Below are 21,108 nucleotides of genomic sequence, written 5' to 3'. Positions count from 1 at the left end.
CCATGGACGAGCCCCGCTGGCCGCACCGCGTGCTCGACCCCGACGCCGTACGGCCCGTACCGCTGCGCCAGTTCGTGCTCAAGGTGCACAGCCGCTGCAACCTGGCCTGCACCTACTGCTACATCTACCGCGGCCAGGACGCCAGTTGGCGCGAGCGCCCGACCCGGGTCGCCGAGGGCACCGTGCGCCGCACCGCCCGCCGGATCGCCGAGCACGCCGCTGCCCACCGCCTCACCCGGCTCCGGATCGATCTGCACGGCGGCGAGCCGCTGCTCGGCGGTGCGGGCCCGGTGCTCGCGTACGCGGCGGAGGTGCGGCGCGCGGTGCGCGAGGCGGTACGGGGTGTGGTGCCGGGCGGCTGCGAGGTGGTCGCGACCGTGCAGACCAACGGCACGCTCCTCACCCCGCGCACCCTGGACCGCCTCGCCGCCGCCCGCGTCTCGGTCGGGCTGAGCCTGGACGGGGGAGCGGCCCGGCTCAACACCCGCCGCACCGACCGCCGGGGCCGCCCGTCGTGGCCCGCCGTCGCCGCGGCCGCGCGCCTGCTGGCCCGGCGCCCCGCCGCGTACGCCGGAATCCTCTGCACGGTCGACCTCGCCACCGACCCCGGCGACGTCTACCGCTCGCTGCTCGCGCTCGGCCCGCCCGGCATCGACCTGCTGCTGCCGCACGGCAACTGGGCCGCGCCGCCGCCCGGGATCGCCCCGGCCCCGGTGCCGGGGCGGCGGGCGCGTCCCACCCCGTACGGCGACTGGCTGGCCGAGGTGTTCGACCTGTGGTGGGACGCGGAGCGGATGCGGACCGGGGTGCGGCTCTTCCAGGAGATCGTGGCGCTGCTGCTCGGCGCGCAGAGCACGGTGGAGTCCGTCGGGCTCTCCCCGATGGTGGCGGTGGTGGTGGACACGGACGGGTCGATCGAGCAGACGGGCGCGCTGCGCTCGGCGTACGAGGGCGCCTCCGCCACCGGCCTCGACGTCTTCCACCACTCCTTCGACCAGGCCCTGCGCCATCCGGGCGTCGCCGCACGCCAGTTGGGGGCGAAGGGCCTTGCGCCGGAGTGCCTGTCCTGTCCGGTGCGCGAGGTGTGCGGCGGCGGCAACTACGCCCACCGCTACGCCCCGTACAGCGGATTCCTGCATCCCAGCATCTACTGCGCCGACCTGGAACGGTTGATACGCCACGTGGCGGCCAGGCTGTCCGAGACCGACAAGGCGGGACGTGGCGGCTCGTGACTGTCAACTCCTGCTCACTGACACTTTTGTGACGCACAATTGAAAGTGCGCGCACATCCAGCTTCCGGCCCGAGCCGAGGGAGTCCGCCGCATGTCCGACCACGAGGGCGTCGAGTCCACGCTGCCCGAACCGGCCGAGGAGTCCCCCCGTGTCACCGTGCTCTTCGCCGGGCAGAGCCAGGCCTGGGCCGACTGGATCGGGCAGCAGCTGGAGCGGGCCGGGCATCCGGCCGTCCTCATAAGGTGGGATCCGCTGCACCTCCAGCCCGCCGACTCGGCCCTGGCCGATCTGCTGGAGCCGCCCGGGCACATCCTCGTCGTCCTCGACGACTGGTATCTGCGCTTCGACTCCGAGAAGTACCAGGGCTGGGCCGCGGCGCTGCGCGACACCCTGCCGCTGCACCGCGACCGGGTCGCGGCCGTCAGCGTCACCGCCAAACCACTGCCTCCGGCCGCCGCCACCCTGCGGCCCGTCGGGCTGCGCGGCATCGGTCCCGACGAGGCGCGCCGCCGGGTCCTGGAGTGCGCCGGGACGGACGCGCGCCCCACCGGTGTCGTCCTGGAGCGGGCCATCCGCTTCCCCGACGACCGCCCGCGCATCTGGAACGCGCCGCGCAGAAACCGCCAGTTCACCGGCCGCGAGGAGACCTTCGAGAAGGTCCACGACGTCCTCGCCGTCTCCGGTGAGGAGGGCGGCCGGGTGGTGGTGCACGGGCTGAGCGGCGTCGGCAAGACGCAGGCCGCGATGGAGTACGTGCACCGGTTCGCGGGCGAGTACGACCTCGTATGGTGGGTCGGGGCCGCCGCCAAGGCGAGCGCGCGCGAGGGGTTCGCCGCGCTCGCCCCGGAGCTGGGCCTGGCCCAGGGCAGCCGGCTCGCCGAGGTTATCACGGCGGTGCGGCGCGAGCTGGAGACCACCCGGCGCCGCTGGCTGCTGGTCTTCGACGGGGCCGAAAACCCGGAGGCTGTAGGGGAGTTGATCCCGGAGGGCCCCGGCCACGTGCTGGTCACCGCCAACTCGCCCGAGTGGCCGGGCCTGGGCGCCCACCTCGTGCAGCTGCCGCCCTTCGACCGCGAGGAGAGCGTCGCCTTCGCCCGCCGCCGCGCCGAACGCCTCACCGAGCAGGACGCGGACCGGCTCGCCGACGCCGTCCAGGACCTGCCGCTGCTGCTCGACCAGACCGCCAACTGGATCGCCAACAACCCGGCCGCCTCGGTCGCCGAGTACGTACGCGGGATCAGCCAGGGCGATCCGCACACCGTCGACACCCTTCCCTCGCGCGACTACCCGGCGAGCTTCCAGGCCGCCTGGTCCAAGACGCTCAACAGCCTCCACGAGACCTCCGCCGAGGCCTGGGAGCTGCTGAAACTCCTCGCGCACTTCTCGCCCGACTCCGTGCCGGTGCGCCTGCTCCAGAGCGCCCGGGTCAGCGATCTGCCGCCGCACCTCGCCGCCCTGGTCACCGACCCCAGCAGCTGGAACTCGGCGCTGCGCACGCTCTCCCGGGTGACGGCGACCCCGCTGGAGTACGACGACCCCGGACGCCTGGGCACCCGTACGGTCGGCTCGCTGCGCATCCACCGGCTGCTGCACCGTTTCGTGCGCGGCAGCCTGCCCGAGGGCGAGCACGAGCGGGCCACCGCCACCGCCTGTCAGGTGCTGGTCGCCGCCGACCCGCGCGACCCGGCGGGCGCCCACAACTGGCCGCGCTACGCCGAGCTCATCCCGCATCTGGAGCCGTCCGGCGCGATCGCCTCCACCGACCCGGACGTGCGCAGGCTCGTCCTGAACTGCATCGAGTACCTGCGGGTGCGCGGCGAGTTCCGCGAGGGGCAGCGCCTGAGCGGTCTCGCCGTCGACCAGTGGCGTCCGGTGTCGGGGCCCACCGACGGCCTGGTCCTGGTCGCCACCCATCAAAAGGCGCACATGTGCCGCCAGTTGGGCCACTACGCCCAGGCCGAGGAGCTGGGCCGGGACACCCTGCGGCGGCTGATGGCGGAGGGCCGGGGCGGCATCGAGGTGGTCCGCGCCAAGAACGGGCTCGGCGGCACCCTGATGGTGCTCGGCAAGTACGGCGAGGCGCGCGCCCTGTTCGAGGAGGCGGCGGGGGAGACCGCCGCCCTGCTCGGCGACTGGAAGGTGCCCCGGCTGCTCGCGATCCGCCACAACCTGGCGGTCACCCTCGCCCTCCAGGGCCACTACGCCAAGGCCCTCGCCCGCCACCAGGAGGTCCTGGAGGAGTGCATCTCCGTACTCGGCGGCAAGGACCACCTCACCCTCCAGGGCGGGATGTACACGGCCCAGATGCTGCGCCTGATGGGCCGGTACGGGGAGGCGCTGACCATCCAGGAGTACAACCACCGCCTGCACCGCCAGATCCTGGGCGCCGACCACCCGCAGACCCTGACCGCCCAGCACAACCTGGCCCTGTGCCTGCGCCGCGACGGCGAGCCCGAGCGGGCCAGGGGGCTGCTGCACGACGCCCGCGAGGCGATGCTGCGACGCGGCGACGCGACCGCCTTCACCTGCGACTACGCCATGCTGCTACGGGACTTGGGGCGCCCGGTGGAGGCCCATGAACTGGCCCGGTCGGCGGCCGCCGAGTACGAACGTTTGCTGGGCGCCGAGCACCCGTACACGATCGGCGCGCACGACAACGTGGCCCTCGTCCTGCGCGAGAGCGGTGAGCACCGGGCCGCCCGGGAGCTCTCCGAGCGCAATCTGCGGGCCTTCACGCGCGCGCTCGGGCACGCCCACCCCTGGACGCTCGGCTGCGCCATGAACACGGCCTCCGCCCGGGCCGCCGACGGCGATCTGACCGGGGCCGCCGAACTCGGCCGCTCGGCCCTCGTCCAGGCGGTCACCTCGGTCGGTCAGTCGCATGTCCTGACCGTCAACCTCCAGGCGGGCCTCGCCCAGGACCTGCGGGCCCGGGGCAAGCGCGCGGAGGCCGCCGAGCTGCTGCGGGACGCGGTGGGCACGCTCACCGCCGCGCTCGGCGAGAGCCACCGCCAGACCGCGTACATGCGCAGCGGTGCGCGCCCGTACTGGGACTTCGAGCCGATGCCGGTGTGAGCGACGCCACTTGTGAGCGTTGCCCCCACTTCTCTGACCTTGCCCTGACCCGGAGTTGTCACTTCTCTGACATAGATGCGGTTTTCCTGCGTCTGCTGACCGAAACCGGCAGAGACATGATCCGGAGCGCCTTGAACCGGAACCCGCATTTCAAGATCCTTGAGTAGGTCCGGGGGCGCTGTCTCCCCAGGGCCGATCCCTTTGCGGTCGGCGGGCGGTCGGACGTGCCGAGAGCCGACGTGCCGAGAGCCTCTTGCCTCTCGCGACGAGAGCGCACAACTCCCCAGGTCTCAGGAGGGTTTGCCATGACTCACGGCGACACGATAGATACCGGCCCGCCGGGCACCGCTGATCAGGGAGCCGGACGGACACCGTCCGGCCGGTTAGGGAAGTCCACCGGGATACGCACCGTCGCCACCCGCGACGGCTGGCTGCGGCCGGCCGCCACCCGCCTTCCCTCGCTGACCGGACTGCGCTTCCCGGCGGCCCTGCTGGTCTTCTTCAACCACACCGGACTGCCCTTCCCGTTCCTGCGCCTGATGAAGGACGACGGCGCGGCGATGGACTGGTTCGACGTGACCCGCAACGCGGGCGCGCTCGGCGTCACCTTCTTCTTCGTGCTCAGCGGCTTCGTCCTCACCTGGGCCGTGCGCGAGACGGACACCACGCGCGCGTTCTGGCGCCGCCGCATCGTCAAGATCTACCCGAACTACGCGATCACCTGGGGCCTGGCGATGATCGCCTTCGCCTCCGCGTACACACCGACCCGCACCGCGATCCTCAACCTGCTCATGGTGCATGTGTGGGTGCCGAAGTTCGACGTCTTCTCCAGCGTCAACCAGCCCAGCTGGTCGCTCGGTTGCGAGCTGCTCTTCTACCTCTCGTTCCCGCTGCTGCACAAGCTGTTCCGGCGCATCCGGCCCGCGCACCTGAAGTACTGGATCTCGGGGATGATCGCCGGAATCATCACCACCCCGTTCTTCACCTACCTGCTGCTGCCGGACGACCCGAACTTCCCCGGCGGCCTGGCGCTCGGCGCCCGCGCCTCCACCGTGCAGTACTGGTTCGCCTACAACTTCCCGCCCATGCGGCTGCTCGACTTCGCGCTCGGCATGCTCGTGGCGCAGGCGGTGCTCAACGGCCGCTGGTGGAACATCGGCATGATCTGGTCGACCGTGCTGCTCGTCGGCAGCTATGTGTGGGCCTCCCATGTGGCGTTCCTCTACTCGCAGCGGTCCATGACGATCATCCCGATCGTCTTCCTGATCGCGGCCGCCGCCACCGCCGACGCGAGAGAAGAGTTCACTCTCTTCCGAAATCGCACGATGGTCTGGCTGGGCGAGATCTCCTTCGCCTTCTATCTGGTCCACTTCGTGGTGCTCTCCTACGTACGCAAGTGGCTCGGCCACGGCATGTACACGGTGCCGCAGACCATCGGCATCGTGCTCATCGAGTTCACGATCGCGGTGCTGATCTCGTGGGCGCTGTACGCGCTGATCGAGCGTCCCATCACCCGCAACTGGTCCAAGCCGAGGCTCCGTCGGGCCTCCACCACGGCCTGAGCGGCGCACCAACCGGAGAGCTGAATTCCAGCCCCCAACGACGTGAATTCAAGTTCGGTTCAAGATTCCACTGCAAGGATTCCCCCCATGAAGACAATTGCTCTCGTCACAGGTGCCAACAAGGGAATTGGTTTCGAGATCGCGCGTCAGCTCGGCGAGCTGGGCATCACCGTCATCGTCGGTGCGCGCGACGAGAAGCTCGGCCGGGCGGCCGCCGAGGAGCTCGGCCAGGCGTTCGTCCAGCTCGACGTCACCGACCCGGACAGCATCAAGAAGGCCGCCACCTGGATCGACCTGGCGTACGGCAAGCTCGACATCCTGGTGAACAACGCGGGCATCACCGTCTCCCACGAGGAGGGCAAGCCCAGCACCACCTCCCTTGAGACGATGCGCCGGATCTACGAGACCAACGTGTTCGGCGTGGTCGCGGTGACCAACGCGCTGCTGCCGGTGCTGCGCAAGGCGCCCGCCGCCCGGATCGTCAACCAGTCCAGCGAGATGGGCTCCATGGAGCACGCCCTGAACGAGAACCACCCGGCGTTCCCGATCGTGAACCTCCCGTACAACTCCTCGAAGACCGCGCTCAACATGATCACGGTGGCGTACGCCAAGGAGCTGTGGGACACCCCGATCAAGGTCAACGCGGTGGACCCGGGCTGGTGCCGTACCGACATCACCGGCGGCGAGGGCTACAAGTCGGCTGCGCAGGGCGCCGCGATCGCCGTGAAGCTCGCCACACTCGGCGCGGACGGCCCGACCGCCACCTTCTCCCAGGATCAGGGCACACTTCCCTGGTAAGCAAGACTGCTTCTCTCAACCCCCGTTCTTTTTAAGGAAGATGACGATGTCCGCTCCCCGCATGAGCAACCCGGCCCAGGTCCTGCCCGACTCGATGACGGCCATCCTCGGCCTGATCAAGTCGATCCGTAAGGCCGGTGTCGACGACGCCACCCTCGAACTGGTCCACCTGCGGGCCAGCCAGATCAACGGCTGCGGCCCCTGCCTCGACGCCTCGGCCAAGGCCGCCCAGAAGGCCGGTGTCAGCGACGAGCGGATCTTCTCGGTCGGCGCCTGGCGCGAGACGCCGTTCTACAGCGACGCCGAGCGCGCCGCCCTGGCGCTCGCCGAGCACGTCACCCGGCTCGCCGACCGCGAGGACGCCGTGCCGGACGCCGTGTGGAACGAGGCGGCCAAGCACTACGACGAGCAGCAGCTGGCCGCCCTGGTCCTCCAGATCGGTGTGGTCAACCTGTTCAACCGCCTCAACGCCTCCACCAAGCAGCAGGCCGGCCAGGCCTGGTGAAGCCGTGTCGCACACCGCCGGGCGTACGGCCCGGCGGTGTGCGACAGTGGCCCGGCCGGTGGGACCGGCGAACGGACCCACCGGGAACGGACGTTGTCACAATGGCCGGGTTTCGTTCGTCATGGCTATGACGGAACGCGATTCGAAGGAAGTGACATGGACGAGCGCGATTGGCTGGCGCAGCGATTCGAGGAGAACCGGAGCCATCTCAGAGCGGTGGCCTACCGGATGCTCGGCTCGGTGAGCGAGGCCGACGACGCCGTTCAGGAGTCCTGGCTGCGGCTCAGCCGCGCCGAGACCGACGACATCGAGAACCTGGTCGGCTGGCTGACCACCATCGTCGGCCGGGTCTGCCTGGACATGCTGCGCTCGCGCCGGGCCCGGCGCGAGGACCCGCTGGAAGCCCAGGTGACCGAGCCCGCCCTCGCTCCCGAGGACGCGGGCGACCCCGAGCAGCAGGCGCTGATCGCCGACTCGGTGGGCCTGGCCCTGCTTGTGGTCCTGGAGACGCTGGAGCCCGCAGAGCGGCTCGCCTTCGTCCTGCACGACATGTTCGCGGTGCCCTTCGAGGAGATCGCGCCCATCGTGGACCGCAGCCCCGCCGCGGCCCGCCAGCTCGCCAGCCGCGCCCGCCGCCGCGTCCAGGGCGCCGAACCCGTGCCGGACCCCGATCTGGGCAGGCAGCGGCAGGTGGTCGACGCGTTCCTCGCCGCCGCGCGCGGCGGTGACTTCGAGGCCCTGGTCGCGGTGCTCGACCCCGATGTGGTGGCCCGCTCCGACGCCTTCGCGGACCGTCCGGGAGCCGGCACGGTGCTGCGCGGCGCCCAGGCCGTGGCCCGACAGGCGCTCACCTTCGCGCAGTTCGCCCAGTCCGCGCAGCAGGCGCTGGTGAACGGCAGCCCGGGCGTCGTCGCGGACCAGGGGCGCGACACGTTCCGTGTGATGAGCTTCGGCTTCGGCGACTCGGTGATCACCGAGATCGAGGTCATCACCGACCCCGAGCACCTCAAGGCGCTGGATCTGGAGCTCCTCGCCAGCTGAAGCTTCTCGCCGGCTGACGTACGGGATTCGCATAACCGCAGGTGAGAAGGCCCGGGACCGCTTCGGCGGGCCCGGGCCTTTCCGTGCGCCGAAACTTATTTTCGTCCAACGGTCACATTTGCTCAGCGGGATCCGTCATATGAGTGACGGACAAGTCCGGGCCGGTGCTCCGAGGGGGCAGCACCGGCGGGACGTCCGTCGCCCTCGTTAGGGGGCGCCCGTACAACCCCTGATGGAGAGCAGCCTTTGACACGTTCGGCCCGCGTCCGGAACAGAACTCTCGGGCGGCGTTCCGTAACCGGACCCGGTTGTGTCCGGCAGCCACCCGGCCAAGCCGGGGGCGCTCTCACCCACTCGATCCTGTACAGCTTAGGAGTCTCGTAATGGCTGCCGCCGACTCAATCGCGAGGCCGGGGACGGGCGTCAAGCCCGGCATCATCCTGGCATTCCTGTGCCTGGGCCAGTTCATGGTCTTCCTCGACGTGTCGATCGTGAACCTGGCTCTGCCGTCCATCCAGGACGGGCTCGACATGTCCGATGTCAGTCTCAACTACATCGTGACCGCCTATTCCACCGTGCTCGGCGGCTTCCTGCTGCTCAACGGCCGGCTCGCCGACACCTTCGGGCGCAGGCGCCTGCTGATGACCGGCTTCGTGGTGTTCGCGCTGGCCTCGCTGACGTCGGGTCTCGCGCAGAACGCCGCCATGCTGATCACCTCGCGTGGTTTCCAGGGCCTCGGCTCCTCGATGATCGCCCCCGCCGCGCTCTCCATCCTGACCAACACCTTCGCCGAGGGCCCCGAGCGCAACAAGGCTCTCGGTGTGTGGGGTTCGCTCGCCGGTATCGCCTCGATCGTCGGCGTGATGCTCGGTGGCGTCCTCGCGGACGGCCCGGGCTGGGAGTGGATCTTCTGGATCAACGTGCCGATCGGCCTGGGCGTCGTCCTCCTCGCCCCGAAGATCCTTCCCGAGAGCAAGTCCGACGCCCCGCGCCAGCGCTTCGACTTCGCGGGCGCCGCGACCCTGACCGCCGGCATGCTGCTCCTCATCTTCACCCTCGGTGAGGCCATCAACGTCGGCTGGGGCACCGCCCGTACGATCGGCAGCCTCATCGGTGTCGCCGTCCTCCTCATCTCCTTCCTCGTCATCGAGATGAAGGTCGAGGCGCCGATGATGCCGCTGCGCGTCTTCCGCCTCAAGACCATGCGCATCGCCAACCTCTCGGCCGTCCTGGTCTTCGGTACCTTCGGCGCCCTGTTCTTCTTCGCCAGCCTCTTCATGCAGCAGGCGTTCGGCTACTCCCCGATGAAGGCCGGTTTCGCGTACGTGCCGCTCGCGGTCGCGGTGGCGTTCGGCGCCGGTGCCGCCTCCGGCATGATCACCAAGATGGCCGCCCGTCCGGTGCTCGCGGTCGGTCTCACCCTGACCACCTCCGGTCTGCTGATCCTGTGGCGCACCGGCGCCGGTGCTTCGTACGCGACGCACCTGCTGCCCGCGTTCGTCCTGCTCGGCCTCGGCTGCGGCATGGTCTTCGTGACGCTGCAGATCGCCGCGTTCGTCGGTATCTCGGACGAGGAGGCCGGCATCGGCGCCGGTCTCATCAACACCAGCCAGGAGGCCGGTGGCGCCCTCGGCCTCGCCGTCATCGCGACCATCGCGTACAACGGCCTTGAGGACAAGCTGGCCAAGACCGGCGGCAACCCCGCCAAGATCCACGAGGTCCAGGCCACGGCCAACCACCACGCGTTCCTGTCCGCCGCGATCCTCGGCTTCACCGCGCTGCTCGTCGCCCTGTTCTTCATGCCGAAGGGCAAGAACAGCATGAGCTCGGCGCACGCCCACGGCACCGCCGAGCCGGAGCTCGCTCCCGAGGACGCGGGCGTCAAGTAACACCGACCACTCCCTGAAAGCCCGCCCGCCGCATAGGGCCGGGCAGGCCGTGGCGCTCCTCCGGTACGAGCCGGAGGAGCGCCACGCGCCACAACTGGGGCCGGTTCCGGGGACATCGGGACCGCGCCGGAGCAGCCTGGAAGGAACGGACCCCTATGTCGCAGCCCCGAGGGCGCACGAGCGCGCCGGAGGTCTCCGCCTCGGTGGAGGCGTTCCTCGCCGAACCGCTCGTCGCCACGCTCACCACCCTGCGGCCCGACGGCTCGCCGCATGTGGCGCCCGTCCGGTTCACCTGGGACGCGGCGTCGGGGCTCGCCCGGGTCATGACGGTCGCCACCTCCCGCAAGGCCCGCAACGTCCTGGCGAACCCGGGCTCGCGTGCCGTGCTGTGCCAGGTGGAGGGCTTCAGCTGGGTCACCCTGGAGGGCACCGGACTGGTCTCGCAGGACCCGCAGCGGGTGGCCGCGGGCGTCCAGCGCTATGCCAAGCGCTATTGGCAGTCGCCGCCGAATCCGCCGGGCCGGGTGGTCCTGGAAATAGCGGTCGACCGGGTGATCAGTCTCAATACGTGAGCACGCGTACGTAACGCGTAACTCTTAATTCACTTTTACGTTGCGTGAGTTGAGCACGCACAATCTCGCACACGTGGCACCACCGGAGGCAATTCCGGTGGTGCCACGTTTTGTTACGCCCCTGAGCTGCGGACTTGAGTAGTACTCAGGTAGGTGGTGCCAGCATCGGCCGTATCGGCTGATCCATGTCATCCATCTGCACGAGGAGTGCGAATATGACCCAGGGCGCAATTGTTGTCGGTGCCGGTCCGGTCGGACTGATGCTGGCCGGCGAACTCCGCCTTGCCGGTGTGGAGGTCGCCCTCTACGACAAGCTGCCGGCTCCCAGTGGAGAATCGCGCGGCCTCGGATTCACGGGACGTACCGCCGAAGTGCTCGACCAGCGCGGTCTGCTGACGAAGCTCGGTGACATCCGCTGGGGCAAGCAGGGCCACTTCGGCGGGGTCCGCATCAACTTCGACCAGCTGGACGAGAGCCACTACGGCATCATGGGCCTCGCCCAGTCCCGTACCGAGGAGACCCTGGGCGCGTGGGTCGAGGAGCTCGGCGTCACCGTGCGCCGGGGTTACGAGGTCACCGGCTACCGGGAGACCGAGGACGGCGTCGTCGTCCAGTACGAGGGCCCCGACGGCCCGGGCGAGGAGGCGGCCCAGTACCTCGTCGGCACCGACGGCGGCCGCTCCACGATCCGCCGCCTGGCGGGCATCGAGTTCCCGGGCGAGCCCGCGACGCGCGGGATGTACCTGGCCGACGTGGTCGGCGCCGGGCTGCGGATGCGCCCCATCGGTGAGCGCATCGAGGGCGGCGGCATGGTCCTCTCGGTCACCCTGGAGCCGGGCATCGACCGGATCGTCATCCACGAGCCGGGCGTGCGCCCGCACCACGGCGAGGGCGAGCTGAAGTTCTCCGAGCTCGCGGACGCCTGGGAGCGCATGACCGGCGAGGACATCCACGGCGCGAGCGCCCGCTGGATGTGCGCGCTCACCAACGCCACCGGCCAGGCCACCCACTACCGCAAGGGCCGCGTCTTCCTCGCGGGCGACTCCGCGCACGACCACGCGCCGCTCGGTGCGCAGGGCGTCAGCGTCGGCCTCCAGGACGCCGTCAACCTCGGCTGGAAGCTGGCGGCGGCCATCAAGGGCCAGGCCCCCGACGACCTCCTCGACACCTACCACGCCGAACGCCACCCCATCGGCGAGCAGTTGCTGCGCAACACGCTCGCCCAGTCGCTGATCTACCTCAGCGGCGAGGAGATGGAGCCGCTGCGCGCGGTGCTGCGCGAGCTCGTGCAGATCCCGGACGCCGCCCGCCACCTCGCGGGCCTGGTCAGCGGCCTCGACGTACGGTACGACGTCGACACCGACGGCACCGGTCACCCGCTGCTCGGGCTGCGTCTGGCCCCGAACCGCGAGGTCGAGCTCGCCGACGGCGGCCGGGTCCGCGTCGCGGAGCTGCTGCACCCGGGGCGCGGTGTGCTCATCACCAACGGGGCCTCGGCCGAGGCGGCGGAGCTCGCCGCGGGCTGGTCGGACCGCGTCGACGTGGTCACCGGCAGCTGGGTCCCCTCCGACATCGCCTCCGGCTCCGGTGAGGACCCCGAGGCCGTCCTGGTCCGCCCCGACGGACATGTCATCTGGGCCGCGCCCGACGGCGGCAAGCTGCGGGACGCGCTTGAGCGGTGGTTCGGCGCGGCTCAAGTGGCTGCGTAAAAGCTGTCGTTGTCACAGCCGCCACTGCCGGCCGGCCGGTCCGGCGCCTACCCGCCGGGCCGGTCCCGGGGCCTGCCGTCCCAGCGCGGCAGGCCCCGGTCGTACCCCCCCACCACACGCCTTCGAAAGGGAATTCACCATGACCGTCCTCGTCACCGGCAGCAGCGGCAAAGTCGGCGCGCACCTCGTACGGCTGCTGCACGAGCAGGGCGTCACCGTGCGCGCGGGCTCGCGCAGCCCCGAGAAGCTGACGCTGCCCGACGGCGTCGCGTCCGTGAAGCTCGCGCTCGACGACCCGGCCGACTTCCCCGCCGCCCTCGCCGGGGTGACCTCGGTCTTCCTGTACTGCGAGCCCGCCGCGATCGACGCGTTCGTCGCACAGGCCGAGGCTGCCGGTGTGCGGCACGTCGTCGTGATGTCCGCCGACGCGGTGCTGCGCCCCGACGCCGCCGTCAACCCGATCGCCGCCCCCCACCTCGCCGTCGAGCAGGCGCTCGCCGCCTCCTCGATCACCTCGACCCCGCTGAACTGCGGCGCGCTCGCCAGCAACGCGATGCCGTGGGCCTGGCAGCTCAAGGCCCGGGGCACGGTCGGCCTGCCGTACCCGAACAGCTACGCCGACCCGGTCAACGAGCGCGATGTCGCCGAGGCCGCGCTCGCGGTCCTCACCGACCCGTCGCTGGGCGGCCGTTCGTACCACCTCACCGGGCCCGAGGCGCTGACCTTCACCCAGCACATCAAGGTCATCGAGGCCGCGGCCGGGCGTTCCATCCCGGTCGCCGAGGTCCCCCCGGCCGTGTGGCGCGCCAACAAGCCCGACTTCATGCCGGGCGACATCGCCGACGCGCTCCTGGAGCTGTGGGCGGCCAGCGCCTCCCCGGTCCCGCTCACCGGCGACGTCGAGAAGCTGACCGGCCACCCGGCGCGCCCGTTCACCGAGTGGGCGCAGGAGTACGCGGGTCCGTTCCGCGGCTGAGCGCGACGGCTGACCTCGGCAGCCGACGGCGAAGACACCCCCCCCACGCATCCCCAGACAGCAACAGGCCCCCCACGCAGGGACCCGCACACAGGCAGGACTGACACCATGTCGTTGGACCGCAGGAAGATGATCTCCATGGGCGCCGGTTCGGCCGCCCTCGCGGTGGCCGGGTCCGCCGTCTCGGCTCCCCCCGCCTCGGCCGCTTCCGCCTCGCCCACCCCGCGCCGCCACGTCCCGGGCGACGCGGAGCTGGCCCGGTCGCTGTCCGGCGGTTTCCGCAGCCAGTACGCGCACGTCAACGGCGTACGGCTGCACTATGTGGCCGGCGGCCACGGCGCTCCGCTGGTCCTGATCGCCGGCTGGCCGCAGACCTGGTGGTCGTACCGCAAGATCATGCCGGCGCTCGCCCGCCGGTACCGGGTGATCGCCGTCGATATGCGCGGTCAGGGCGGCTCCGACAAGCCCCAGGGCGGCTACGACAAGAAGACGATGGCGCGGGACATCCACGAGCTCGTGCGCCACCTCGGCTATCGCGAGACCTTCATCGCGGGCCACGACATCGGTGCCAAGGTGGCGTTCAGCTTCGCCGCCAACCACCCGGCCGCCACCCGCAAGGTGGCGATGCTGGACACCCTCCACCCCGACGAGAGCTTCTACCACGTCCCGCTGCTCCAGCGCCCGGGCGGCCCCTTCAACCTGTGGTGGTGGGCCTTCAACCAGGTGCACGGGCTGCCCGAGCAGCTGATCCAGGGCCGTTCCCGGCACCTCATCGACTGGTTCCTGGCGAACTCGCTCCACGACCAGTCCCTGGTCACCGACTTCGACCGGAACGTGTACGCGCGCACCTACGACACCCCGGACGGCATCCGCGCGGCCAACGGCTGGTACCAGGCCTTCGCGCAGGACATCGAGGACCTCAAGACGTATCCGAAGCTCGCCCCGCCGCTGCTCGGCCTGGCCTCCGACCAGAGCTACACCGCGTACGTGGAGACGCTGCCGAGGCTGGCGACGGACGTACGCGTGGTGCGGTTCGAGAACACCGTGCACTACCTCCAGGAGGAGGCGCCCGAGCGCGTGCTCCGGGAGTTCCTGGAGTTCTTCGTCTGACCCATGACCTGCCGGTCCACGACCTCGTGGGTCCAGGACCCGATATCTGAGGAGTACGCACATGGCTAAGGGAGCGATCATCGTCGGGGCGGGCCCCGTCGGGCTGATGCTCGCCGGTGAGCTCAGGCTCGGCGGTGTGGACGTGGCGGTGTACGACCGGCTGCCCGCCCCCAGTGGCGAGTCGCGCGGCGTCGGCTTCACCCGCCGCGCCGCCGAGGTCTTCGACCAGCGCGGTCTGCTCGCCCGGTTCGGCGACGTGGAGTGGGCCCAGGGCCACTTCGGCGGCGTCCGCATCGACTTCTCCAAGCTGGACGACAACCACTTCAGCGTCCGGGGCGTACCGCAGTTCCGGACCGAGGAGATCCTGGAGGAGTGGCTGCGCGAGCTCGGTGTCGCGGTCCACCGCAACCACGAGGTCACCGGGTTCACCGAGACCGAGGACGGCGTCGTCGTCTCCTTCGAGGGCCCCGACGGGCCCGGCGAGGAGGAGGCCCAGTACCTCGTCGGCTGTGACGGCGCCCGCTCGGTCATCCGTAAGACGGCCGGGATCGACTTCCCGGGCTGGGAGGCCACCCGGGGCATGTACATGGCCGACCTGGTCGGCGCCGGGGTGCGTCAGCGGCCCATCGGCGAGCAGGTGCCGGGCGGCATGGTGATGGCGTTCAACCTGGAGAACGGGGTCGACCGGATCGTCATCCACGACGAGAAGCTGCGCCCGCACGAGGACAAGAGCCAGCTCACCTTCCAGGTCGTCGCCGACGCGTGGCAGACCATGACGGGGGAGTCCCTGCACCACGCCGAGGTGCGCTGGATCAGCTCGTTCACCGACACCACCCGCCAGGCCTCCGAGTACCGCAAGGGCCGCGTCTTCCTCGTCGGTGACGCCACCCACATCCATATGCCGGCCGGTGCCCAGGGCATGAGCGTCGGCGTCCAGGACGCGGTGAACCTCGGCTGGAAGCTGGCCGCGGCCATCAACGGCTGGGCGCCCGACGACCTGCTCGACACCTTCCAGTCCGAGCGCCACCCGGTCGGCGAGCAGCTGATGCGCAACACCCGCGCCCAGACCCGGCTCTACCTCACCGGCGACGAGATGGAGCCGCTGCGCGCGGTGATGCGCGAGCTCGTCGAGTCCCCGGACGTGGCCCGCCACCTGGCCGGTCAGGTCAGCGGCCTGGACGTACGGTACGAGGTCGGCGCGAGCGGCCACCCGCTGCTCGGCCTGCGGCTTTCGCCCGACCGCGAGGTCGAGCTCGCCGACGGCGGGCGCCTCCGCGTCGCGGAGCTCCTGCACACCGCGCGCGGTGTGCTCATCACCAACGGGGCCTCGGCCGAGGCGGCGGAGCTCGCCGAGGGCTGGTCGGACCGCGTCGACGTGGTGACCGGCAGCTGGGTCCCGGCGGACACCGCCACCGGCGACCCCGAGGCCGTGCTGCTGCGCCCCGACGGGCACGTGGCCTGGGCCGCGCCCGACGGCGGCAAGCTGCGGGACGCGCTTGAGCGCTGGTTCGGCACGGCGCGATAGCGCCGGACACACGAGAGCGCCCCCTGGCGGCCGGGGGGCGTTCTTCGTACCTGCGCAGCGGGAACGGCCGTCGGTCCTCAACCTCCCGGCGGCCGTGTCCTGGTGCGCGAAGATCAGTCGATCCCCCGGACGATGTTCAGCTCGACGTCGTCCTCCTCCGCCCCGGCGAGCCGGAGCGGAGGAGCGACGGCCACGAGTTCACCCGGCCGGAGTTCATGAGCTTCCCGGTCTTCCCTGTTCTCGTACATCTGCTCCCCCTTCGCATGGATACGAGCACGGGCCGTTCGAGCATGACCGCGCGACGGCCCCGCGGCGAGCCGCCGGGTTGCACACGGCCCGGATCAGGCCGCGTACAGGTCGAAGGTGGAGGTGCGGCGGGGCCCCGCGACGACGTCCAGCTGGGGGTCGACGGAGAGGATCGCCTGGTGCAGCCGCTGGAGCTGGGGGGAGGGCTCCACGCCCAGGTCCTCGATGAGCCGGCCGCGCAGCCGCCGGTAGACGTCGAGGGCGGTGGCCTGGCGCCCGGAGCGGTACAGCGCCACCATCGCCTGCGAGTGCAGGCCCTCGTGCTGGGGGTGACGGGCGATCAGATCAGTTAATTCGGCGGTGAGTTCCGTGTGCCGGCCCAGGCGCAGATCGGCGTCGATCCGGCGCTCCTTGACCACCAGACGGCTCTCCTCCAGGCGCATCACCTCGATGTCGAGGATCGGACCGACCCGTACGTCCACCAGCGCGGGGCCCTCCCACAGGTCGAGCGCGCGCTTGAGGCGGTCCGCCGCCCGCTCGTTGTCGCCCTCGTCGAACGCCAACTGGCCCTCCGCAGCCAGCTGTTCGAACGAATGGACGTCGACGGCCTCGGACGGCACCTGGAGCAGATAGCCGCCGTAGCGGGTGGCCAGAACATCCTTGGCCGAAAGCGGTGCGTCGGGACCCAGGGCCGTGGCAAGGCGTCGCCGCAGCTGGAGGATGTAGGTCTGGAGGGTCGTCAGCGCGCTGGCGGGCAGATCCGTCCCCCAGATCTCCTCCATCAGCGTCGGTACGGGGATGACCCGGCCCGGGTAGAGGGCGAGCAGCGCCAGGATCTGGCGGGGCTTGCCGGCGGTCGGGACGATGGAGACTCTGTTCACTTCGGCGCTCAAAGGGCCCAGAACCTGAATTTTCACGGTTTCCTCTCAGAAAAAACGGCGGGTACCGCCGGACATCGTTGTCTCACCCCGGCACCAGGCCGCCGGGGGTGTGCCCCTGCGGATCAGCTGGCGCGGGCGACGAAACGCTCGGCGACGGAAGGCCCGTCGACCGCGGCGCCGGGCCGCGCCGCGAGGATGGCCAGCTGGAGCCGGCCGAGCGCGGGGGAGGGCTCAAGACCGGCCTGTGCGACCAGAGTCGTGCGCAGCCGCTGATAGGCGCCGAGCGCCTCGCTGCGCCGCCCGGAGCGGTGCAGCGCCAGCATCAGCTGGCCGTGCAGCGACTCGTGCATCGGGTACCGGCTGACCAGGACGGTCAGCTCGGACAGCAGCTCGCGGTGGCGGCCGAGCCGCAGATCAGCCTCGATCCGCCGGTCGAGCGCGGCGAGCCGGGCCTCTTCGAGGCGCTCGGCCTCGGTGCGGATCCCGCTGCCCTGGTGTACGTCGGTGAGCGCGGGCCCGGTCCACAGGGCCAGGGCGTCGCGCAGCAGCCGGGCGGCCCCGGTGTCGTCACCGGCGTCCATGGCGCGGTGCCCGGCGGTGGCCCGGCGCTCGAACTCCCGGTAGTCCACGGTGCCTTCACCGCTCTGCAGGCGGTATCCGCCGGGCAGGGTGACGAGGACGTCCTTGGCCGAAAGACCGTCGGTCGAAGCGTCCTCGGCCGAAGCCTCGTCGGTCGGGCGGAGTTCGCCGTCGCGGCGGGCCAGCGCCTCGCCGATGAGTTCGCGCAGCTGCATCACATACGTCTGCACGGTGGTACGGGCACTGCGCGGCGGGGCGTCGCCCCAGAGTTCCTCTGCCAGCGTCGCCAGCGGCACCACCTGATCGGCGTGCAGGGCGAGGAGGGCCAGCACCTGCCGCGGTTTGGGGGCGGTGGGTGCGATGGATAACCCGTTCTTCCGCACCGACAGTGCACCCAGCACTTCGATGTCCATGTTTCTCCCCAGAGTCGGGAAATGCGGGGGGTGAGGGGGTATTGGGTCAAAACAGTCCGCGCGGCTGGCAGGCCCTCGGCGGCAACCCGTTTGATCATGTCCTCGAACCCACCCGGTGCGGCAAGCCCGCCTGTGGCTGATTTGACGTACCTGTCAAAGTCCTGACGGCGTTGTCAAAATCCTGTAGCAGAGATGAATTCCGCTCGGATTGAAGCCGCTCGACTCTGGGTAAAGAACGGCCGGAAGTGGCGTCTTATTTCGACCGGATCCCCTGCTCACCGGCCCGGCGGTGCCCGTACTTCGGCCCGGCTCCCACCCACTCCGGGATCCGGATCTTACGCGGACCTTAATCCCGCGCCCAGTGTGAACACGCCCCTCCGTGCATATGTGACGTGGGTCACAGCCAGGATCCGTCACATTCATCGGCCACGTTTCGTCAGAGGTGTGACGGACGGAAGCCGGCCGGTGTGGAAGTTCTGGCAGGGCCGGTCGGCCTCCGACGTCGTGTTACGTGTGAAGTGTTCGGCGTGTACTTGAGATCTTTTGAGGAGAGCAATCATGACTGCTCGGGCGAAGCACCCTGCTTTTGTCGTGCCTGGTGCGATTGACGCTTTGGTGGCCCTTGGAAAGGCCAGCAAGGAAGTTCCCGGCGTCGAAGTAAAGCTGCTGGAGCTGCTGCACCTTCGGGCGAGCCAGATCAATGGCGACGGTTCCAACGCGGACCGTCACCCGCGTCTGGCGAAGGCCGCCGGGGAGACCTCGGACGAGCGTCTTTTCGCGGTCGCCGCCTGGCGCAACACGCCGTACTTCACCGAGTCCGAGCGCGCTGCCCTGGCGCTGACCGAGGCCGTCACCCGCCTTGCCGACCGCGAGGACGCGGTCTCGGACGAGGTCTGGAACGACGCGGCCAAGCACTTCAACGAGCAGCAGCTCGCGGCGATCGTCCTCTCGGTCGCCACCGCGAACCTGTGGAACCGTCTGCACGTGGCCATCGGCCAGGTTGCCGACCCCAACAGCTGACCACCCCCGTACAGCTGATGGTGCCGGCTGACACCCCCGACAGCCGGCAGGGTCGGGCGGACGGCTCGACGGCGGGCGGCCCGGTCACCGCAAGGACGTTGCGGTGACCGGGCCGCTTTTGTACGTGCCGTACGGCGAGGGGCCCGGCCCCGAGGCGAAGCCTCGCGGACCGGGCGCGGGATGTGCGGGTCGCTACCCCCGCTCGGCGCGGGTCTTCTTCGCGGCCTCGATGAACGCCTCGAAGAGGGGGAGCGTGTCGCTGCCCAGCTCGCCGTGCGCCTGCAGTCCCGCGAGGAACGGAGCCGACGGGTCCTCGGCCTCGGCGCCCTCGATGACGCCGTCGTCGGACCAGGCGGTGGCGACAAGGCCGGCGCCGAGCTTGTCGATCCCCTGGTGGTGGTGGCAGTAGACGGTGGCGGTCGGCCCGAGGGAGCGGCCGAGCAGGGAATCCGGCTTCACCTGGATCTCGCGCGGCTCGTACTTGCCGGGCACGACGGGCGAATGCTCGGGCAGGTGCTGGTCGAGCGTTCCGCCCCGGATGATGGAAATCAGCTGGAGCCCGCGGCAGACGCCGAGCACCGGAATCCCGCGCCGCTCGGCGACGGCGAGCGCCGCGAGTTCGGCGGTGTCCCGGGCCTCGTGCGGCGGAAACGTGAACTTCTCGCGCTCGGCACCGTAAAGAGCGGGGTTGATATCGGCGCCGCCGCTCATGAGTAAAGCGTCGACGCGCGCCATCACGTCATCGACCGCATCGGGAATCGGCGGCACGAGAACGGGCGCTCCGCCGGCCTCGTGCACCTTCTCCATGTACTCCCAGGGAAGCAGGGCTACATGCACATCTCCCCAAATGGTCCAATTCACCGTTGACAGGTCGGCGGTCACCGCCACGACGGGGCGAGTCATCGAATGTCGTCCTTCCCGATTCCAGCGAAATGGAGTTTCACTAGAGCGTCACTTGTGTGCTTCTCGACTGCACTTAACATGCCCGCAACGAGTACGGAGGCTTGGCTTAAGAATTGCACAGAGTCGGGCTCTGTGGAAGAAATAGAAAAATAGGTATGGTGGAAACACGGTCGTCTTTCGGAAGAAAGCGCCGGTGAACCGCGTGCGTTCAACTGCGGGGTGATCGCAGTCGAACACCCCTATGGGGCGCGCGGAGCTTTTGCGTACCCTCGCGGCAGTGATCGGTCCATTAGCGTCAAATAACTGGGGGATACCCGACATGACCGCCGCGACAGACAACCCGGGCGCCCGTATGTATCAGGAGTTCCTCGCCGTGCACGCGATCCTGCGCCGGGGAACGGAACTGGTGGCGAACGCGTTCGAGCGCCTGGGCGAGGGCGACCAGGTCAGCGTCAAGGAACTCATCGAGACCACGCAGTGGCTCATCGACTTCACCCATCACCACCACGAGTCGGAGGACGAGCTCTTCTGGCCCGTCCTGCACGGCCTGTACCCCGAGTCGGTGGCGGCGTTCGACACCCTCAACGAGGAGCACGCGGAGCTGGACCGCGAACTGGGCGGTCTGAGCCGGGCGGTGGAACTCCTGACGGCGGCGAACGAGGCGGGCGAGCAGGTCGGCTCGGCCGCGGTCGTCGAGGCGGCACACGCCGGCACGGCGGCGGCGCGCAAGGTCCGCGACATCCTGGCGGGCCACCTGGACACCGAGGAGCCGGTCGTCCGCGACCTCTTCCCCGGCGTCCCGGCCGACGAGGTCGACCGCCTCCGTACGGCCATCACCGAGGGCAGCCCCAAGTCCGGCGGCCACCTGGTCTTCGGCCTCCTGGAGGACCCGCAGCAGGCCGAGGGCTACGACGAGATCCTCGCCAGCTTCCCCGAAGCCTTCCGCTCCCACCGCCCCCAGCTGGTCCAGGTGTACCTGGACAGCAAGAAGGCGCTGGGATTGGCGTAAGGGGTGCCCCGCAGCCGGTTCGTCCGGAGGATCCGTCTCCCGTGATCGGGATCTGACAGCGC

The 21,108-nt window shown here is 70.2% G+C and carries 18 protein-coding genes; 14 read left to right on the top strand and 4 right to left on the bottom strand.

Going from position 1 to position 21,108, the window contains the following annotated elements:
- Nucleotides 1–2 precede the first annotated feature (2 nt).
- The 12 genes from ACT1U9_RS09420 (at nt 3) to ACT1U9_RS09365 (ending at nt 15,995) form a co-directional block, all read left to right on the top strand.
- Complete coding sequence (locus tag ACT1U9_RS09420) at nt 3–1,232, top strand: FxsB family cyclophane-forming radical SAM/SPASM peptide maturase (RefSeq protein ID WP_444537896.1); 1,230 nt, start codon at nt 3–5, stop codon at nt 1,230–1,232.
- A gap of 91 nt (nt 1,233–1,323) precedes the next feature.
- A complete protein-coding gene (gene fxsT / locus ACT1U9_RS09415; protein ID WP_444537895.1) occupies nt 1,324–4,308 on the top strand; it encodes an FxSxx-COOH system tetratricopeptide repeat protein in 2,985 nt (994 codons plus the stop codon).
- 305 nt (nt 4,309–4,613) lie between these two features.
- Entirely contained in the window at nt 4,614–5,870 is a 1,257-nt protein-coding gene (locus tag ACT1U9_RS09410; RefSeq protein WP_444537894.1) for an acyltransferase family protein, read from the top strand.
- An 87-nt stretch (nt 5,871–5,957) separates the two neighbouring features.
- Nucleotides 5,958–6,668, top strand: coding sequence for an SDR family oxidoreductase (locus ACT1U9_RS09405; RefSeq protein ID WP_444537893.1), 711 nt, complete (start codon nt 5,958–5,960; stop codon nt 6,666–6,668).
- Nucleotides 6,669–6,714: 46 nt separating this feature from the next.
- Entirely contained in the window at nt 6,715–7,173 is a 459-nt protein-coding gene (locus tag ACT1U9_RS09400; protein WP_444537892.1) for a carboxymuconolactone decarboxylase family protein, read from the top strand.
- A 156-nt stretch (nt 7,174–7,329) separates the two neighbouring features.
- Complete coding sequence (gene sigJ / locus ACT1U9_RS09395) at nt 7,330–8,214, top strand: RNA polymerase sigma factor SigJ (protein WP_444537891.1); 885 nt, start codon at nt 7,330–7,332, stop codon at nt 8,212–8,214.
- A gap of 383 nt (nt 8,215–8,597) precedes the next feature.
- Nucleotides 8,598–10,103: an MFS transporter gene (locus ACT1U9_RS09390; RefSeq protein ID WP_444537890.1), complete on the top strand. Its 1,506-nt coding sequence runs from the start codon at nt 8,598–8,600 to the stop codon at nt 10,101–10,103.
- Nucleotides 10,104–10,258: 155 nt separating this feature from the next.
- Nucleotides 10,259–10,675, top strand: a complete 417-nt coding sequence (locus tag ACT1U9_RS09385; protein ID WP_444537889.1) for a pyridoxamine 5'-phosphate oxidase family protein — start codon at nt 10,259–10,261, stop codon at nt 10,673–10,675.
- 215 nt (nt 10,676–10,890) lie between these two features.
- A complete protein-coding gene (locus tag ACT1U9_RS09380) occupies nt 10,891–12,384 on the top strand; it encodes an FAD-dependent monooxygenase (RefSeq protein WP_444537888.1) in 1,494 nt (497 codons plus the stop codon).
- A gap of 139 nt (nt 12,385–12,523) precedes the next feature.
- On the top strand, nt 12,524–13,360 hold the full coding sequence (locus tag ACT1U9_RS09375; RefSeq protein WP_444537887.1) for an NAD(P)H-binding protein: 837 nt from the start codon (nt 12,524–12,526) through the stop codon (nt 13,358–13,360).
- A gap of 108 nt (nt 13,361–13,468) precedes the next feature.
- Complete coding sequence (locus ACT1U9_RS09370) at nt 13,469–14,470, top strand: alpha/beta fold hydrolase (protein WP_444537886.1); 1,002 nt, start codon at nt 13,469–13,471, stop codon at nt 14,468–14,470.
- Nucleotides 14,471–14,531: 61 nt separating this feature from the next.
- Complete coding sequence (locus ACT1U9_RS09365; protein WP_444537885.1) at nt 14,532–15,995, top strand: FAD-dependent monooxygenase; 1,464 nt, start codon at nt 14,532–14,534, stop codon at nt 15,993–15,995.
- Nucleotides 15,996–16,108: 113 nt separating this feature from the next.
- On the opposite strand, the gene ACT1U9_RS09360 is transcribed toward ACT1U9_RS09365, so the two are convergent.
- The 3 genes from ACT1U9_RS09360 to ACT1U9_RS09350 all read right to left on the bottom strand — a co-directional run bounded on the left by ACT1U9_RS09360 (nt 16,109) and on the right by ACT1U9_RS09350 (nt 18,114).
- Complete coding sequence (locus ACT1U9_RS09360; protein ID WP_444537884.1) at nt 16,109–16,243, bottom strand: hypothetical protein; 135 nt, start codon at nt 16,241–16,243, stop codon at nt 16,109–16,111.
- 93 nt (nt 16,244–16,336) lie between these two features.
- Nucleotides 16,337–17,158, bottom strand: coding sequence for an AfsR/SARP family transcriptional regulator (locus ACT1U9_RS09355; protein ID WP_444537883.1), 822 nt, complete (start codon nt 17,156–17,158; stop codon nt 16,337–16,339).
- Nucleotides 17,159–17,244: 86 nt separating this feature from the next.
- Nucleotides 17,245–18,114, bottom strand: coding sequence for an AfsR/SARP family transcriptional regulator (locus tag ACT1U9_RS09350; protein WP_444537882.1), 870 nt, complete (start codon nt 18,112–18,114; stop codon nt 17,245–17,247).
- 615 nt (nt 18,115–18,729) lie between these two features.
- Between ACT1U9_RS09350 and ACT1U9_RS09345 the strand changes: the two genes are divergently transcribed.
- Complete coding sequence (locus ACT1U9_RS09345; RefSeq protein WP_444539051.1) at nt 18,730–19,134, top strand: carboxymuconolactone decarboxylase family protein; 405 nt, start codon at nt 18,730–18,732, stop codon at nt 19,132–19,134.
- Between the two features lie 192 nt (nt 19,135–19,326).
- Here ACT1U9_RS09345 and ACT1U9_RS09340 read toward each other — a convergent pair whose 3' ends face one another.
- A complete protein-coding gene (locus tag ACT1U9_RS09340) occupies nt 19,327–20,037 on the bottom strand; it encodes a gamma-glutamyl-gamma-aminobutyrate hydrolase family protein (protein ID WP_444537881.1) in 711 nt (236 codons plus the stop codon).
- A 319-nt stretch (nt 20,038–20,356) separates the two neighbouring features.
- Here ACT1U9_RS09340 and ACT1U9_RS09335 point away from each other — a divergent pair, with 319 nt between their 5' ends.
- Nucleotides 20,357–21,046, top strand: coding sequence for a hemerythrin domain-containing protein (locus ACT1U9_RS09335; protein ID WP_444537880.1), 690 nt, complete (start codon nt 20,357–20,359; stop codon nt 21,044–21,046).
- Nucleotides 21,047–21,108 lie beyond the last annotated feature (62 nt).

It is taken from the genome of Streptomyces sp. BR1 (assembly GCF_052373795.1).
Taxonomy (GTDB): domain Bacteria; phylum Actinomycetota; class Actinomycetes; order Streptomycetales; family Streptomycetaceae; genus Streptomyces.
This window is presented reverse-complemented; position numbering and strand designations above follow the sequence as displayed.